We start from the raw sequence: 15,495 nt of genomic DNA on the forward strand, positions 1-15,495 counted from the left end.
AAGATAAGTTATTTTTGCTGACGGAACCATCAGTAAATATGACGCCCCTTTTGCCGAATGGTCAGCTACTGACTGAATGATCAGTACCGTACCGTTCCCTTCTCTTTTTATTTTAACTTTATCGTTTGGAAATAAAAAGCTTCAGTCGCTAGACCAAGCTTTTTCATCGTTTATTGTTCGGAAATAATGTTTATTCCTTGATTAAGAATTCCTCGTTGAAAATACCAATGTAAGGCAACTGACGGTAACGTTCTGCGTAGTCAATCCCGTAACCTACGATAAAGGCATCTGGCACCTCAAAACCAACGTAATCAGCTTCAATCTCTACCTTACGTCCGCTTGGTTTGTCTAAAAGTGAGATAATTTTCACGGAATTCGCCCCACGTCCTTGCAATAATTTTTTTAGATAAAGAAGGGTGTTGCCTGTATCAATGATGTCTTCTACAATCAAGATGTCACGTCCATGCGCCACACTTGATAAATCTTTCAATATCCGCACTTCGCCTGAAGAGGAGATGCCATAACCATAGCTCGTCACGTCCATAAAATCTACTTCGGCATCAATGCTCAGCTCTTTGAGCAAGTCCACGGTAAACATGATTGAACCTTTTAAAATCCCTACAACAAGGGGATTTTTTCCTTCATAATCATGCGATACATCCTGCGCCAATTCTTTGACCCGTTGTGCGATTTGTTCTCTGGTAAATAATACTTCTTTTAAATGTGGATGCATTTTTTTCTCCATTTTTTTCACAATATGCTTCCATTGTAGTCCAAAATCCCCAAAAACAAAAGGAGAACTTGCTCTTTTTCCTTCTTTTTAAGAAAGATTGTTCGGAAATATCAGACGATAAACTAATTTTGCCACCTGACGGAGACTTTAGTTTATAATAAAAATAAGATTTAAAGAAAGGGTGTATGCCTATGAAATTAGCGCACAATGTTGAAATGCTTGAGGTCACACTGACTCGCTCAGGTCAGCCAATGACCATTTATCCAACCTTGACTTGGAATGAAGCACATCTGGTTTTGATTGATACGGGATTACCAGGCGCTGGGTCAGCCATTGCGAGAGCGATTGCTGATGCCGGATTTAAGGTGGAAGACTTAACAGAGATTCTCCTGACCCATCAGGATATTGACCACATCGGTGGAACTCGCGAACTTCTTGCACTAGCACCAGATGCCAAGGTCTATGCTCCTCAGGTCGACGCTCCCTACATTGACGGGGCAAAAGTTCCGACCAAGTTAGCAACTCTCGAAGCCCGCAAAGCCAATCTGACCACGGAAGAGGAGGCCTTTTATCATATGCTCAAAGAAGGCTTTGCTATTGCTCAGCTTCCCGTGGATACTCTCCTTAAAGACGGCGATGTTATTGACTTGTGCGGAGGCATTGAGACTGTTTTTACCCCTGGTCACACGCCAGGGCATACAAGCTATTTCTTACGCAGTAGTCAAATCATGGTGGCTGGTGACGCCGCCAATATTGTAGGGCAACGTCTGAAAGGATCAAATCCTCCTATGACTTGGGATATGAAACTTGCAGATGAATCTTTGGATAAACTGAAGGCTTATAAGAGTAGTGGCGTGATCTCCTATCACACGGGCTACCTCAAATACTAAAAAAATTTACTGACAGAGCTGTCAGTAAATTTTTTTAGTGCTCATCAGCCAGTAATTGCTGGATGACCTGTGGATACAGTTGATATTCGAGCTCATGAATATGTTTTTCATAAGCTGTCAGGCTAGCGGTATAAACAGCTGGGACTTGAGCGATAATCTGCCCCGTATCAACCCCTTCGTCCACATAATGAACCGTCACACCAAGTCCGCGTTTTGCAGCGTGTGAATCTTCTATGGCATAAGGAGAGCCCGCAAAATCGGGCAAATAAGAAGGATGAATGTTAATAATCCTCCCCTTATAGGCTTCAAGTAAAGTCGGCCCGATAATTTTCATATAGCCTGCAAGTACAATCAAATCAATGTGCTGCGCTTCAAGAAGTTTAATGATGGCTTCTTCATAAGCTTGTTTGTCCGGATAAGCTTGGCGCTCAAGACTAACAGCTAGAACATTGCGTTTTTTAGCCCGCTCTAAGACGTAGGCATCATGATGATCAGAAAAAGCCAATTTGACATTGTTCGGAAATTTTTCCGCTATAACTTGAAAGTTTGTTCCATTGCCTGAGGCAAATACAGCAATCCTCATTTAATCAGAACCGCCTTTTCTTTACGTGCCACCATCTCTCCAAGCTCATAAGCGCCCAGTTGGGCTTTAACATCAGCTGCTTCATCTGGTGAAACTGCAAGAACCATCCCAATTCCCATGTTGAAAATCTCATACATTTCTTCATGCTTGATTTCCCCGTATTTTTCCAGAGCTTTAAAAATAGGAAGTACGGGCCACGTCCCCTCGTTCACTTCAGCAGCCAAATGTTTGCCAAACATCCGTGGCAAGTTTTCATGAAAACCACCACCTGTAATGTGTGCAATCCCTTTGATTTTCCCTGCTTTAATCAAGGGCAAAAGCTCTTTGACATAGATTTTTGTCGGCGTTAAAAGCGTATCAATCAAAGATTGGTCAAGTTCAGGCAATGACTCATTCATATCAAAATCAGCAAAAACTTTCCGAACCAAAGAGTATCCATTCGAATGAATCCCAGATGAGGCAAGCCCAAGCAAAACATCGCCCGCTTCCACATCTTTTTCGCCATCAATTAATTGTGATTTTTCAGCCACACCCACAGCAAAACCAGCTAAATCGTAATCCGCTTCACCATACATATCAGGCATTTCGGCCGTTTCTCCACCAATCAGCGCTGCTCCTGCTTGCAAGCAACCTTTAGCCACACCAGCCACAACTTGCTCCAATTTTTCAGGAATGTTTTTCCCTGTGGCAATATAATCCAAAAAATACAATGGCTCCGCCCCAGCAGCAATAATATCATTGACACACATGGCCACACAATCAATCCCAATCGTATCATGTTTGTTTGCTTGAATGGCTAACATCAACTTCGTTCCCACACCGTCTGTCCCCGAAATCAATACAGGCTCTTTCACATCAAGTACCGATAAATCAAAACTTCCACCAAAACCACCCAGTGCCCCAAGCACACCCAAACGTTCGGTTTTAGCCACGTGCTTTTTAATACGAGCCACCACCTCATATCCTGCTTCTACATCTACCCCAGATTTTGCATACGCATTCTCAGACACTGTCATTCTCCAATTTCTTGATTTATTTTATTCTACTTCCATGTTAAATGATTTTCAAACATAAAAAAAGTTTCAGCTGAAACAACTGAAACTTTTCACTCTTATTGTTCGGAAATAGATTTAATCTCAAAGTCAATCTTATCATCGACAAGTGTTACAATAACTTTTGATTTTGGTGGAATTTTTCCGCCGATAATCAGCTTAGCTAATGGATTTTCGATGACTTTTGTCAAATAACGTTTGAGTGGACGTGCACCATAAGCTGGTTCATAGGCATTTTCCGCAATCCAAACTTTCACTTCTTCACTCAATTCAAGTTGAACGTCCATTTCTTCAAGACGATGTGAGAGTTGACTAGTCATTTTGACGATAATATTCTTGATATCTTCAAGTGCTAATGGTTTGAAAAGAATGGTATCATCAATCCGGTTTAAAAATTCTGGTTTGAAATGTGCCCGAAGTTGAGCCATTACGTTTTCAGTTGTTTCTTCCGAAATTTCACCATTTTGACCAACATTATCCAGCAAATATTGCGAACCGACATTTGAAGTCATAATCAACACGGTGTTCTTAAAGTCAACGAGAACACCTTTAGAGTCGGTCAAACGACCATCATCCAACACTTGCAACAAGATATTGAAGACATCGGGATGTGCTTTTTCGATTTCATCAAGCAAGATGATGGTATAAGGATTACGACGAACAGCTTCGGTCAATTGGCCGCCTTCATCGTAGCCGACATATCCTGGAGGGGCTCCAACTAAACGAGAGACAGAGTGTTTTTCCATATATTCACTCATGTCAATCCGAACCATATGCTCTTCTGAATCAAAGAGATTTTCAGCCAAAGCTTTCGCAAGCTCCGTCTTACCTACCCCAGTTGGACCGAGGAAGAGGAATGAGCCAAGTGGACGGTTAGGGTCTTGAATTCCTGCACGCGCACGGATAATGGCATCAGATACAGCTTCAACCGCTTCATCTTGTCCAACGACCCTTTGATGCAGTGTTTCTGGCAAGTGAAGTAATTTCTCACGTTCCCCTTCAACCAATTTGGTAATTGGAATACCAGTCATGCGTCCAACCACTTCGGCGATTTGTTCTTCAGTGACGGACTCTTGAACTAAGGATAAATCATCTGATTTTGCTTTTTCTTCAATAGCTTTGAGTTCTTTTTCAAGCTCAGGAATTTTACCATAACGAAGGGCTGCTGCTTTTTCTAAGTTTCCTTCATTTTGAGCTTCTTCCAATTCGTGGCGAGCATGTTCTAATTCATTTCGTTTTTCAGAAATATTGCCCACTTCTTTTTTCTCAGCTTCCCATTGCGCTTTGAGTTGATTATTTTCTTCTCGAAGTTCAGCAATTTCACCACGTATAATTTCAAGACGTTTCTTAGAAGCATCATCCCGTTCTTTTTTGAGGGCCGCTTCTTCAATTTCTAATTGCATTAAACGCCGATTGGCTTGGTCAAGCTCAGTTGGGAGTGAATTCATTTCTACACGAATGGTTGCACTGGCTTCATCAACCAAGTCAATAGCTTTATCTGGTAAAAATCGATCTGTAATATAACGATTTGAAAGGGTGGCTGCTGCAACAAGAGCATTATCATGAATGGTCACTCCATGGTGGATTTCAAAACGTTCTTTAAGCCCACGCAAGATTGAAATCGTATCTTCAACAGTAGGTTCAGTCACCAAGACCTTTTGGAAACGACGTTCAAGGGCTTTATCGGTTTCCATGTATTTACGATATTCATCAAGAGTCGTTGCCCCAATCAAATGGAGTTCACCACGTGCAAGCATTGGTTTTAAAAGGTTGCCTGCATCCATTGAACCTTCTGTTTTACCTGCACCAACAATCGTATGCAGTTCATCAATAAAGAGGATAATTTGTCCATCTGATTTTTTCACTTCATTAAGAACTGCTTTGAGTCGTTCTTCAAATTCACCACGATATTTCGCTCCTGCAATCAGAGCACCCATATCCAATGAAAAGATGGTTTTATCTTTCAGATTTTCAGGAACGTCTTTTCTGACAATCCGTTGTGCCAAACCTTCGACAATGGCTGTTTTACCAACCCCAGGTTCACCAATAAGAACGGGGTTATTTTTTGTTTTACGAGAAAGCACTCGAATGACATCACGAATTTCTTCATCACGTCCAATGACAGGATCTTGTTTACCTGATTTAACTTGAGCAACGAGATCTACCCCATATTTTTCAAGTGCTTTGTATGTTTCTTCTGCATTTTGACTGGTCACTTTATCACCTCCGCGTAATTCTTCAATCGCAGCTTGCGCTTTTGCTTTTGTTAGTCCATGGCTAACCAAATAACTGGTCAATGGATTTTGCTTGAGCTCAAAGAGGGCAAGGAGAATAATCTCCGTTGAGAGGTATTCATCGCCCATTTTTTGCGCAATTTTGTCTGCTTCAGTAAAGACTTGGAACAAATCTGGACTTAGGTTTTGGCCATAAGTAATATTTGAACCTTCTACTGAATTAATTTTGTCAATTTCTTTTTCAATTAAATTTGTAAAGTCATCTAGGTCAACCCCTAAATCTTTATAAAAGTTCGCCCCAAAACTATTGGGTTGAACAAAAACTCGCCATAAATGTGGAACTTCAATCACTTGGTGATGACGAACTTGCGCAATTTGTTGCGCTGCACCAAGTGCTTCTTGCATCGTTGTTGTCATTTTTTCGATGTCCATAAAAACACCTCATTTCGATTTCATAGTTAGTAGTGATTATTATCTTTTTCTCACTACATTCTAATTATAACGCATTGGTCAGTAATGGTCAAACTTTTTAACTCATTATTTTGACTTATTTTTTTGCTTGGGAACAGCGTAAGTTAAGAGATGTTTCTGAACGTGTTCGTGGAAATGATGGAAGAATGGATCTACCAACACTCACAATTTCTGCTTCTGAAGGTTGGCTTGACCAACGTGAAAGATTTTCAGCTAACATTGCTGGCAAGGAACAAAAGAATTACACCCTGCTCTCAAAGGGAGAATTATCTTATAACCATGGCAATTCAAAATTAGCAAAATATGGTGTTGTATTTTCACTTCAAAATTATGACGAAGCATTGGTACCACGTGTTTATCACAGTTTCAAAGTAACAGATGAAGCTGAAGCAGATTTTATGGAATACATGTTTGCTACCAAACGGCCAGACAGAGAATTAGGTAAATTAGTTTCATCTGGGGCACGAATGGATGGGCTTCTTAACATCAACTATGATGACTTCATGGGCATTAAGATTATGCTTCCAAGTTTTGAAGAACAACAGCAAATTTCTTCTTTCTTGCGACAAATAGATACTGCACTCACTCTTCATCAACGTAAGTTAGACAAACTAAAACTGCTCAAACAGGGATATTTACAGCAGATGTTCCCTCAAAATGGTGAAAAAGTTCCAAGGGTTAGATTTACTAACTTCGAGAATGAATGGGAACAGCGTAAGTTAGGAGAAATAGCATCTATCGTTGGCGGCGGAACTCCGAGTACAAATATTTCAGAATATTGGGAGGGGGATATAGATTGGTATTCTCCAGTTGAAATAGGGGAAAAAATTTACGTATCTGGAAGTAGAAAGAAGATAACTAAACTTGGTTTACAAAAAAGTTCTGCTAAAATTTTACCTGTAGGTACTGTGTTGTTTACTTCTCGTGCTGGGATTGGGAATACTGCTATTTTGGCAAAAGAAGGGGCAACTAATCAAGGGTTCCAGTCAATAGTTCCACAAATAAGCGAATTAGACAGTTATTTTATTTTTTCCAGAACTCATGAATTAAAACGATATGGAGAAGTTACAGGAGCAGGCTCCACTTTTGTCGAAGTTTCTGGAAAACAAATGGAGAAAATGCCTATCCTAATCCCTGAGTTTGAGGAACAACAAAAAATAGGATCATTCTTTAAACAACTCGATGATACTATCACTCTTCATCAGTCTAAACTTAATAAGTTAAATGCACTAAAACAAGGACTTCTTCAAAAAATGTTTCTTTAATTAAAAAAAGACGTATTATAGCGCCTTTTTATTTTAAGCTATAGTTGATAAATGTCGCATAATCTTATCATTATCTTGATTTTCAAGCTCTTGAATAATATGAAGATAAGTTTCCTGCGTGGTTGACATACTTGAATGGCCTAATCTTCTAGCTACACTAGCAATAGAAACGTCCGCAAATAAAAGAAGAGAGGCGTGCGTATGCCTTAATCCATGAATTGAAATAGAGGGAATACTTGCTTTTGCGCATAGAACTTGAAGCCTGTTATTTACAGTAGAATTAAATATTCGTCCTTTTACAAAAATCGGTTCTTCATTTGGAAAATTTTTGATTAATTGAGAAAATTGCATGGCAGTTTGCCAATCTAACTGTATCTTTCGCTTAGAAGATTTGTTTTTAGTAGGTTGAAATTTTCCAATAGAAGATTTATAATCCCAAGTTTTATCAATTGTTAATTTTTGGTTTAAGAAATCAAAATCATCAGGCGTTATAGCTAATGCCTCAGAAAACCGTATTCCTGTTTTTAAAATCAAGAGTATAAACCAATCCCAGTTTATTTCACTAGTGAGATTCATTTGTTTTACTAGTGCTTGAACCTCATATAAATTTAAAAATTTTGGTCTTTTTTTTCTTGGAGCTTTTCCTTTTATGATAATTTTTCTTGTTGGGTTTTGCATAATTAAACCATCATCTACCGCATCTAATATTGCTCCTTTAAGGTGGTGATGAAAGTCCATTGTTGTTTGTTTTTCATGCGAAATAGCATAATCGTTCAATAGTTTTTGATAACTTCTACGATTAACATCACAAACTTGTAAGTCAGGTACAAGTTTTTCCAAGTGTTGCTTACTGATATAGTATTTCTTCAATGTAATGGGGCGAACTGCACCGACTTTATAAAGTTCAATCCACTCCTCAAAATACTCCGAAAATAATTGCTTTGCTTTTTTGTTTTTTACCAAAATAAAAAATCTCCTTGATTAAATAGTTTAGAAAGTTAACTTTCCATACCTATTCTATCAAGGAGGTTTTATGTTCTCAAAGATTTTCAAATAAACATTTTCTGTAAAAGAGCTTGTTTTAATAATTTCAACTTATTAAGTTTAGACTGATAAAGAGTGATAATATCATCTAGCTGTTTAAAGAACACACCGATTTTTTGTTGCTCTTCTAAACTTTTAGATATTATTAATTCAGTTTTAAAAAAATCAGTTGCTGCGATATTTAATAACCCATGATTTCTTGCACCTTCAGCAGCATGTTTTGAAACCTCTTTATACCAATAGGTGGTATCATAATATTTTTCTAAAAAATCAGAATCTATATTCGTAGGTTTGAATACAATATACAAAGTGGATAATACTCCCATGTTATAATGATTCAATCGTTTCACAGCTCCCCAGGGGTAACCGTTTGAATAGGATTTGTTATAAGCAAATTCTCCATTTTTAATAAGATAATATCCGCTAACATCTCTACTAGCAACCGTTTTATTAAAAAACTCATTTTGATCTATCAATCCCTCTTGGGCTGAAATAGTTAGAGGCAATGTGGATTCTAAGTTTTTATTTTTACGTATAACTCTTTTTGTTATATCACCTAGCTTACGCAATTCCCAAACTTTGTCAAAGTTAGCGAATCTAACTCTAGGCACTTTTTCATCATTTTTAGGGAACAATTGCTGTAAATAACCCTGTTTGAGCAGTTTTAGTTTGTCTAACTTACGTTGATGAAGAGTGATAGTTACGTCTAACTTCTTGAAAAATGTCCCAATTTCTTTTTGTTCTTCAACTTTTGGAAATAGTAGGTTGACCTCTTTCAAGTCAGAATTATGCAAATGAACAACAGACTTTCCTTGAGCACGTTTACTCATTTCTTTTTGTTGGGAACCATTCGAGATTGTCAACGCAAGAAAAGCTGGGTCAAGTTCATCATTCGTTTTAATGATGTTTAAGTCACCACCGAGTGCAACACCAGCAACGTTAACGACTGAAGCTCTTGAAATGTCTTCAGCACTTTCGCCAGACGCCGGTACAATGACTTCTCCTCCTTTACTTATGACTGACTTGTCTTTTAGTTCAGCAAATGTATCAACCGATTCAATAACAGTTTCATACTTGGTGTATAGGCGACCATATAAGATTACTGGATGACCTTCTTCGGCTAAATCTGCTTTTGAATAGTCATTCCCTTTTGAAAAATCAGCCATGTCTTTCAACTTACGCTGTTCCCAATCGTCATAAAACCCTTTAAATCTTAGTTTCGGTTTATCCATTTTCTTTCTCCGAATTCTTCATTTTCAATTTAAGATTATGTTCACTACAAAATTTTGATAATTTCTGTTCAAATATTATTGAACTCCTCAACTTAATATTTAACCTTCTGTATTTCTCAAATTTTTCAAGATTATCCCATGAATCCATATACAATTTTGTAATCTCAAAATCCTCCTTAAAATACTTGTTCAAATTATACTTATAAAAATATTCATTGATTTCATTTCTCCTAATAACTGTCGCCTCAAATTCTTTAAGGCAACCTACACAAAATTTCTTATGACATTTTGGAAGTTTTTCTAAAACTGTATACTTTTTATGTGTAAGTTGAAAATCTAAAAATATACTTCCACAATTATTGCATCTAGTCCAAAAAATATAGTATTTTCTTCCTTCATTTTGTAATTGATTAGGAAAAAGCGAACTAACTGCATATGTATTAGCTATATCTAGTGCTTTTTTACAAGCATTCAATATTTTTTCGACATCATCTATAATATTTTTTTCTTTCAGCTCAGGAGATACGAATGAATCATTCACTAATGAACTTCCTTCATTGTAGATTCGATTATTATTTATTTCTTTATTGAATGATACTGAATAAATTGGAAGATATGGATTAGTTTCTGCTTTAATACCATCAAATGTCATACTCCTAACATGAGTTACAGTATTTCTAATAACTTTTAAACTATTTATATTCTCCAAAGTTTGCTCTAATTCTCGATATATTTCATCTTTTACATATAGCTTCTCATATCGTTTTTTAAAGGTGTTAATAGTTAATACTTCCACATCTCCTTGAGAAACATTTGCTAACTCTATTCGAGCTTCAATAATACTTTTATCTTCTTCATCACAAGTTAGTAGATCATCTTGTAAACTTGGTAAGTTTTTCCTTGAGTATTTTATATCCTCTAGTATTTTTTTTCTATGTTTTCTCGAAGTTGCAAGCTTTAACTCAAAATAATCATTAAAAATTTGCAATAAATACTCTTCAAAATTGTAAAACTGATTGAAAAGGGTATCTAAATAAAATAAAAAACTGTTATCAGTGCTGTATTTAGCATCATTTTTTAAAGATTTGACTAATAAAAATGTAGGAATTAAAAAGTCGTTATAATAATTTGCTAAACTAACAATAATTGGTCCATGTTGAATTAATTTATTAAGGCTTCTGAGCATACCTGGCTCATCAATATGAAGTATTTTGAAAACATACTTCTTATTAGATGATAATTTAGAAACTTTTTTTATCATTTTTTTATCCAAATCAAAATACAGTTTTTTCATTTCTCTCCCTTCATATCATTCACCAAAAATTCGTTTAGTAGCTTCAATAATCTCACGACTCTCATCTGTTACTGCAAGTTGATTTAACATTGAGAGGAATTCTTGTTCTGTCTTACTAATCTCTTGATTAATGTCTACAATTTCTTGACTTAGCGCAATAATATCAATAGGTTCTTCTTCTTCAAAGGTATCAACATAGCGTGGAATATTAAGATTGAAATCATTTGATTCTATCTCTTCAAAACTTGCTAAATGGGCATATCTTTCAACGTTCTCACGTGATTTATAAGTTCTAATAATTTTTTCAATATCACTATCGCGAAGCATGTTCTGATTCTTTTGCTTTTCAAAATCATTAGAAGCATCAATAAATAAAACGTCACGATTATCACGATTTTTCTTTAAGATAATTACCGTTGTCGGTATGCTTGTTCCATAAAAAATATTTGCAGGCAAGCCGATAACTGCATCGATTGCACCCATTTCAAGCAAGGCTTTACGAATCACTCCTTCTGCTGCTCCACGGAATAAAACACCATGCGGTAATACAATTCCCATTGTACCGGTATCTTTCAAGTGATAGAATCCATGAAGTAAGAAAGCGAAGTCTGCTTTAGATTTGGGAGCTAACTTTCCATAGCGCTCAAAACGCGCATCCGAGAGGAATTTTTCAGCGGCTGACCATTTTGCTGAGTAAGGGGGGTTCATAACGACAGCATCAAACTGATGAGGTTCTTCTGTTGGCCAGTCGCTATCTAGAGTATCTCCATTTTTAAGACGCATTCTGTTTTTATCCACACCATGCAAAATGAGATTCATTCGTGCTAAGTTGAAAGTTGTTGTATTCAATTCTTGACCATGATAATGAATTTTATCTTTATCATGAACGTAATTACGAATATTCAGCATGAGTGACCCAGACCCCATCGTTGGGTCATAGATATGAAAAGGTGCTCTATTTTCTTGACCAATTGAAGTGATCTCTGAAATAATGCGAGAAACAGCTTGAGGAGTATAAAATTCACCAGCTTTTTTTCCTGCTCCTGCTGCAAACTGTCCAATCAAATACTCGTAAGCATCACCTATTACGTCACCATTATGTTCGAAAAGATCTATTTCATCAAGTGCTTTGATCACTTCAGTAATCGTAACATTTCTTTGTTGGTCATTGGAGCCGAGTTTTGTTGAATTTAAATCAATATCCGCAAAGAGGTTACTGAACTGTTCCCCTTGCCGCTCCAAGTCGTTAAAGCCTGATTGCAAGTCGACCAATCTAAACTCATAAGCATCTGCCTTTTGGCGAAAATGATAAAAAAGCTGTTCGGGAGCAATGAAATAGCCCCGTTGTAGACGCATAATTTCCTCAAGATCATCTTTATCTTCGTCATACCAATCTTTTAAGATTTTAAACTGTTCTTCACGTTCTGGAAATTCTATTGTTTGGCCATTTTCTTGCTCATAAACTTCACGTAGTTCTACATCTGATAGATATTTATAGAAAATTAAGCCTAAAAGATAGTTTTTATATTCGCTAGCATCCATTTTTCCACGGAGAATATCCGCTGATGCCCAAAGTTGATTATTTAGTGTTGTTGACATTACAGTTCTTCCTTCAATTTTTGTAGCTCTGTAAAGACGTCTTTGAGGCGACTTCCCATAACTTTTGTTCTACTTCTATATTTTTTACCCGTTTTTTCTTCAAAATCACTTTTAGATAATGACATATTATCAACAATATTAGCTAGATACGGAATTTCTGATTTTTCTGGTCGATATTCATTAAACGCAGATTTAACAGAATCCTCAGGCAACGCGTAGTTACGTACCTCTGCCTGAATACGGTTAATAATCTCATCCGTGAATAGCTTATTTTTAATTTCTGAAATGTCGATGTCATCACTTGAATTTTGAATTTGACGTTTTATTTCATGGTAGATTGGTTGGACCATTGGATCTTTTGATTTTATCTCTTCGTCAAATTTTTCTTCAGCCCCATCTATTTTTTCTTTAAGATTCTTAAGCAATTGATTAATGTAGAAGCTATCAACTTTATCTTGATAAGTGGCATTTAACTGCGATGAGAATTCAACATCTTGCAAGAGCTCCTCTACACTTGGCTTATCCCCCCCATCAGAATCTATTTCAACTTTAATCTCACCTCGTAAATTCTCGGCGTCGCCACGATAATCTTCTAATTTCTTTTCAAAACTTGAGTATTTTTCTGTTTCTTCTTCATACTCATCATAGCTTCTTAGGGCTTTATAAACCTTGTCCATCTTCTGAAAAGCTCTCAGCTTATTAATTTTAGTTTTTAAGTCATTAGGATTTTCTTCAAGCTGTCTTGTTGCTATTTCATAAGCTTTTTTCAAATTTTTAAAATTGGTTCTTACTGTTTTATATTCTGGAGGAAGTAACTCAACCCAGTCTTGGTCCTCATTTGAAAAAAGTTCAAAAGTATCTGCGACATTTGCTTTCATTGTCTCAGGTTTCCTGAAAGTAACAATCATCCCATTGTCCTTTCCAGGGTAAAGTCGATTAGTACGTGAAAAAGCCTGTAGAAGCTTTTGGTAATTCATTTCTCTATCAACATAGAGGGTTTGAATAGTCGGAGCATCAAAACCGGTTAAGAGACGATCGACAACAATAACCAAATCAAGCCATTGTCCGTTCTTTTGATATTGAGCTTCTTTTCGTGCTAAACGTTTATTGATGTTTTGGTTATAGAGTTTCTCATCTGTATATGCAGTTTGTTGATACATCTCACTATACTCTTTCATGATATCTAAGAGCTCATCATCCTGTTGATTTTTTTCAAGTTGATCTGGATTAGTTGAGAATGTGATAGCTACACGAGGAAAGTCCTCATCAATAAGTCGTCTTTTTTCATCATAGTCTTTTCCAGACAATAAAGATCCGTTTTTCTTCATTTCCATTAGCTTATGATAAATCTTTTTTGCTTGTGCAATAGAATGAGTTGTCAAAATGGCTGACATCGTCGGGTAACCATTTTGAACATTAAATTTTTTGACTAAGCTGCGACGGTTAAAAATCTTATGAAGCATTGCCTCAATATGCCTATCTGACTGATATACCTCATTATTTAAAAGTTTCTCTTGTTCTCTAAGATCATCGGGAACTTGATCTGTTATTTTTTCGAGAAAATCTTCTTGCTCTTCAGAATTTAATAAAGAGTGATATTCAACTTGAAAATTAAGCACTGCTTTGTCATCCATCGCATTTTTGGTTGTATAGGCGTGCAAGAGTGGACCATACTGTTGCTCTGTAGTTCTTGCAAAAGTCCCATTTTCCTGTTTTTTATTTTTATCAAAGATAGGCGTGCCTGTGAGACCAAACCAAGTTGAATTCGGAAATAATTTCTTTATTTTCTTCATTTCTTCATCACTAACAGCTCTGTGCGCTTCATCAACAATAAATACAATGTGCTCACCGCGTAATTTAGCGAAACGGTCTGTTCCTTCTTTTTCCGCCTCCGTTTTGGCTGCTCTCATTGCTGCAGATAATTTTTGAATCGTTGTAACCAGAATTGTATTATTATTTTTCTTTGAAAGGAGACTTCTCGTTAATTGATGTTGATTTTTTATTCCAACAATCAGCGTATTAGATTTTGCTGATCCACTTGTTTGGCCTGTATGAAACTCCGAGGCAAACTTGGTAAATTCATCTTGGGTTTGAGCATCAAGGTCCGTTCGGTCTACCACCATAATCGTCCGATCCACACCAGTTGCATTTTGTGCTAACAATTTTGTTGCTACAAAGCTTGTGATGGTCTTCCCTGAGCCAGTCGCATGCCAAATGAAGCCACCCTCGTGATTTGAAGCACTTTTTCGAATTTCTTTTATGGCGTGAATTTGGTAAGGACGTAAAACCATTAAAAATTTCTGACTTTTTTGATCATCTACTAATACAGTATACTGACTAATTAGTTCATGTGCTGCTGGGATACGCAACACCTGACGAGTAAAATCAAAAAGATTATCTACCGCCTCATTCTCAGAAGTTCTCCAATTAAAAAGAAACTTCTCCATTCGTCGATAAGCTTTTTGTGTGTTCTCACTTGGTCTAGCAAAATACTTTGTTTGAACTTTGTTTGAAACAATAAATATTTGAGTAGTAGCATATATACCATCAAAAAAACCATCTAACGCGTACCGTTCTATTTGATGATAAGCTTGTATATAGCCATCCTTTGCAGATTCATTTTTTAACTCTACATGAATAATAGGCAAACCATTGATTAAGAGTGTCACATCGCCTCTCGTTGTTCGATTTGTATCTGGAACAATCTGATTAACGACTTCATAGGAAGAAATACCGCCCGCTACATCTTTATTTCTAAAAAACTCTAACGTAATCTTAGAATTGTCTTCACGCTCCAAAGTAATTTGAGCGACTCCGTTTTCTCCACGAAGCCACTGAGATGCCTGAAAAGGGGTTGCAGTTAAACGACCGAATTCAACTTTTATGCGTTCAAACTCCATATCTGTTATTGGAATACCTGAAAGCTGTGCTTGATTTATTCGGTTCAAATGTGCTCTAAGATTTTGCCAAAGTGCCGCTTCAGTGCGAATATCTTTTCGATAACGCCATTGATTTTCTGCTTCACTTAAAATATGGATAAACTGTTGTTCAATTTCATTTTCTGCTGTCATACTTGACTCCTAGCCATTTCTTAACTT

At 36.7% G+C, this 15,495-nt stretch carries 11 protein-coding genes; 2 read left to right on the forward strand and 9 right to left on the reverse strand.

Annotated features, from left to right (window positions below; translation table 11 throughout):
- Positions 1-190: 190 nt before the first annotated feature.
- Positions 191-733 carry a hypoxanthine phosphoribosyltransferase gene (gene hpt / locus JW886_RS06885; protein ID WP_075525494.1) on the reverse strand — a complete coding sequence of 181 codons (543 nt, stop codon included), beginning with the start codon at positions 731-733 and terminating at the stop codon, positions 191-193.
- 185 nt (positions 734-918) lie between these two features.
- Here hpt and JW886_RS06890 point away from each other — a divergent pair, with 185 nt between their 5' ends.
- Positions 919-1,623, forward strand: coding sequence for an MBL fold metallo-hydrolase (locus tag JW886_RS06890; RefSeq protein WP_205871663.1), 705 nt, complete (start codon positions 919-921; stop codon positions 1,621-1,623).
- A 34-nt stretch (positions 1,624-1,657) separates the two neighbouring features.
- Here JW886_RS06890 and purN read toward each other — a convergent pair whose 3' ends face one another.
- The 3 genes from purN to clpB form a co-directional block, all read right to left on the reverse strand.
- Entirely contained in the window at positions 1,658-2,206 is a 549-nt protein-coding gene (gene purN / locus JW886_RS06895; RefSeq protein ID WP_205871664.1) for a phosphoribosylglycinamide formyltransferase, read from the reverse strand.
- A complete protein-coding gene (purM, locus tag JW886_RS06900) occupies positions 2,203-3,222 on the reverse strand; it encodes a phosphoribosylformylglycinamidine cyclo-ligase (RefSeq protein WP_205871665.1) in 1,020 nt (339 codons plus the stop codon). Before purM ends, purN begins: the two co-directional genes overlap by 4 nt.
- A 95-nt stretch (positions 3,223-3,317) precedes the next feature.
- Positions 3,318-5,924 (reverse strand): ATP-dependent chaperone ClpB, encoded by a 2,607-nt coding sequence (gene clpB, locus JW886_RS06905; protein ID WP_205871666.1) that lies wholly within the window; start codon positions 5,922-5,924, stop codon positions 3,318-3,320.
- 110 nt (positions 5,925-6,034) lie between these two features.
- Between clpB and JW886_RS06910 the strand changes: the two genes are divergently transcribed.
- The gene (locus JW886_RS06910) at positions 6,035-7,228 is read left to right on the forward strand and encodes a restriction endonuclease subunit S (protein ID WP_241003749.1); all 1,194 of its coding nucleotides are present in this window, start codon (positions 6,035-6,037) and stop codon (positions 7,226-7,228) included.
- A gap of 33 nt (positions 7,229-7,261) precedes the next feature.
- Here JW886_RS06910 and JW886_RS06915 read toward each other — a convergent pair whose 3' ends face one another.
- The 5 genes from JW886_RS06915 to JW886_RS06935 form a co-directional block, all read right to left on the reverse strand.
- The gene (locus JW886_RS06915; protein WP_205871667.1) at positions 7,262-8,191 is read right to left on the reverse strand and encodes a site-specific integrase; all 930 of its coding nucleotides are present in this window, start codon (positions 8,189-8,191) and stop codon (positions 7,262-7,264) included.
- 86 nt (positions 8,192-8,277) lie between these two features.
- Positions 8,278-9,504, reverse strand: a complete 1,227-nt coding sequence (locus tag JW886_RS06920; RefSeq protein WP_205871668.1) for a restriction endonuclease subunit S — start codon at positions 9,502-9,504, stop codon at positions 8,278-8,280.
- Positions 9,497-10,798 carry a hypothetical protein gene (locus JW886_RS06925; RefSeq protein WP_205871669.1) on the reverse strand — a complete coding sequence of 434 codons (1,302 nt, stop codon included), beginning with the start codon at positions 10,796-10,798 and terminating at the stop codon, positions 9,497-9,499. Before JW886_RS06925 ends, JW886_RS06920 begins: the two co-directional genes overlap by 8 nt.
- Before the next feature lie 15 nt (positions 10,799-10,813).
- On the reverse strand, positions 10,814-12,397 hold the full coding sequence (locus JW886_RS06930) for a type I restriction-modification system subunit M (RefSeq protein ID WP_205871670.1): 1,584 nt from the start codon (positions 12,395-12,397) through the stop codon (positions 10,814-10,816).
- The gene (locus JW886_RS06935; RefSeq protein WP_205871671.1) at positions 12,397-15,468 is read right to left on the reverse strand and encodes a type I restriction endonuclease subunit R; all 3,072 of its coding nucleotides are present in this window, start codon (positions 15,466-15,468) and stop codon (positions 12,397-12,399) included. The genes JW886_RS06930 and JW886_RS06935 overlap by 1 nt, the downstream gene beginning before the upstream one ends.
- Positions 15,469-15,495: the final 27 nt, after the last annotated feature.

The sequence above is a fragment of the Lactococcus taiwanensis genome, from assembly GCF_017068355.1.
Classification (GTDB): domain Bacteria; phylum Bacillota; class Bacilli; order Lactobacillales; family Streptococcaceae; genus Lactococcus; species Lactococcus taiwanensis.

Bases quoted from the DNA above. Each gene is read 5' to 3' on its own strand.
- hpt (WP_075525494.1), bottom strand. From the start codon at position 733: ATGCATCCACATTTAAAAGAAGTATTATTTACCAGAGAACAAATCGCA.
- JW886_RS06890 (WP_205871663.1), top strand. From the start codon at position 919: ATGCCTATGAAATTAGCGCACAATGTTGAAATGCTTGAGGTCACACTG.
- purN (WP_205871664.1), bottom strand. From the start codon at position 2,206: ATGAGGATTGCTGTATTTGCCTCAGGCAATGGAACAAACTTTCAAGTT.
- purM (WP_205871665.1), bottom strand. From the start codon at position 3,222: ATGACAGTGTCTGAGAATGCGTATGCAAAATCTGGGGTAGATGTAGAA.
- clpB (WP_205871666.1), bottom strand. From the start codon at position 5,924: ATGGACATCGAAAAAATGACAACAACGATGCAAGAAGCACTTGGTGCA.
- JW886_RS06920 (WP_205871668.1), bottom strand. From the start codon at position 9,504: ATGGATAAACCGAAACTAAGATTTAAAGGGTTTTATGACGATTGGGAA.
- JW886_RS06925 (WP_205871669.1), bottom strand. From the start codon at position 10,798: ATGAAAAAACTGTATTTTGATTTGGATAAAAAAATGATAAAAAAAGTT.
- JW886_RS06930 (WP_205871670.1), bottom strand. From the start codon at position 12,397: ATGTCAACAACACTAAATAATCAACTTTGGGCATCAGCGGATATTCTC.
- JW886_RS06935 (WP_205871671.1), bottom strand. From the start codon at position 15,468: ATGACAGCAGAAAATGAAATTGAACAACAGTTTATCCATATTTTAAGT.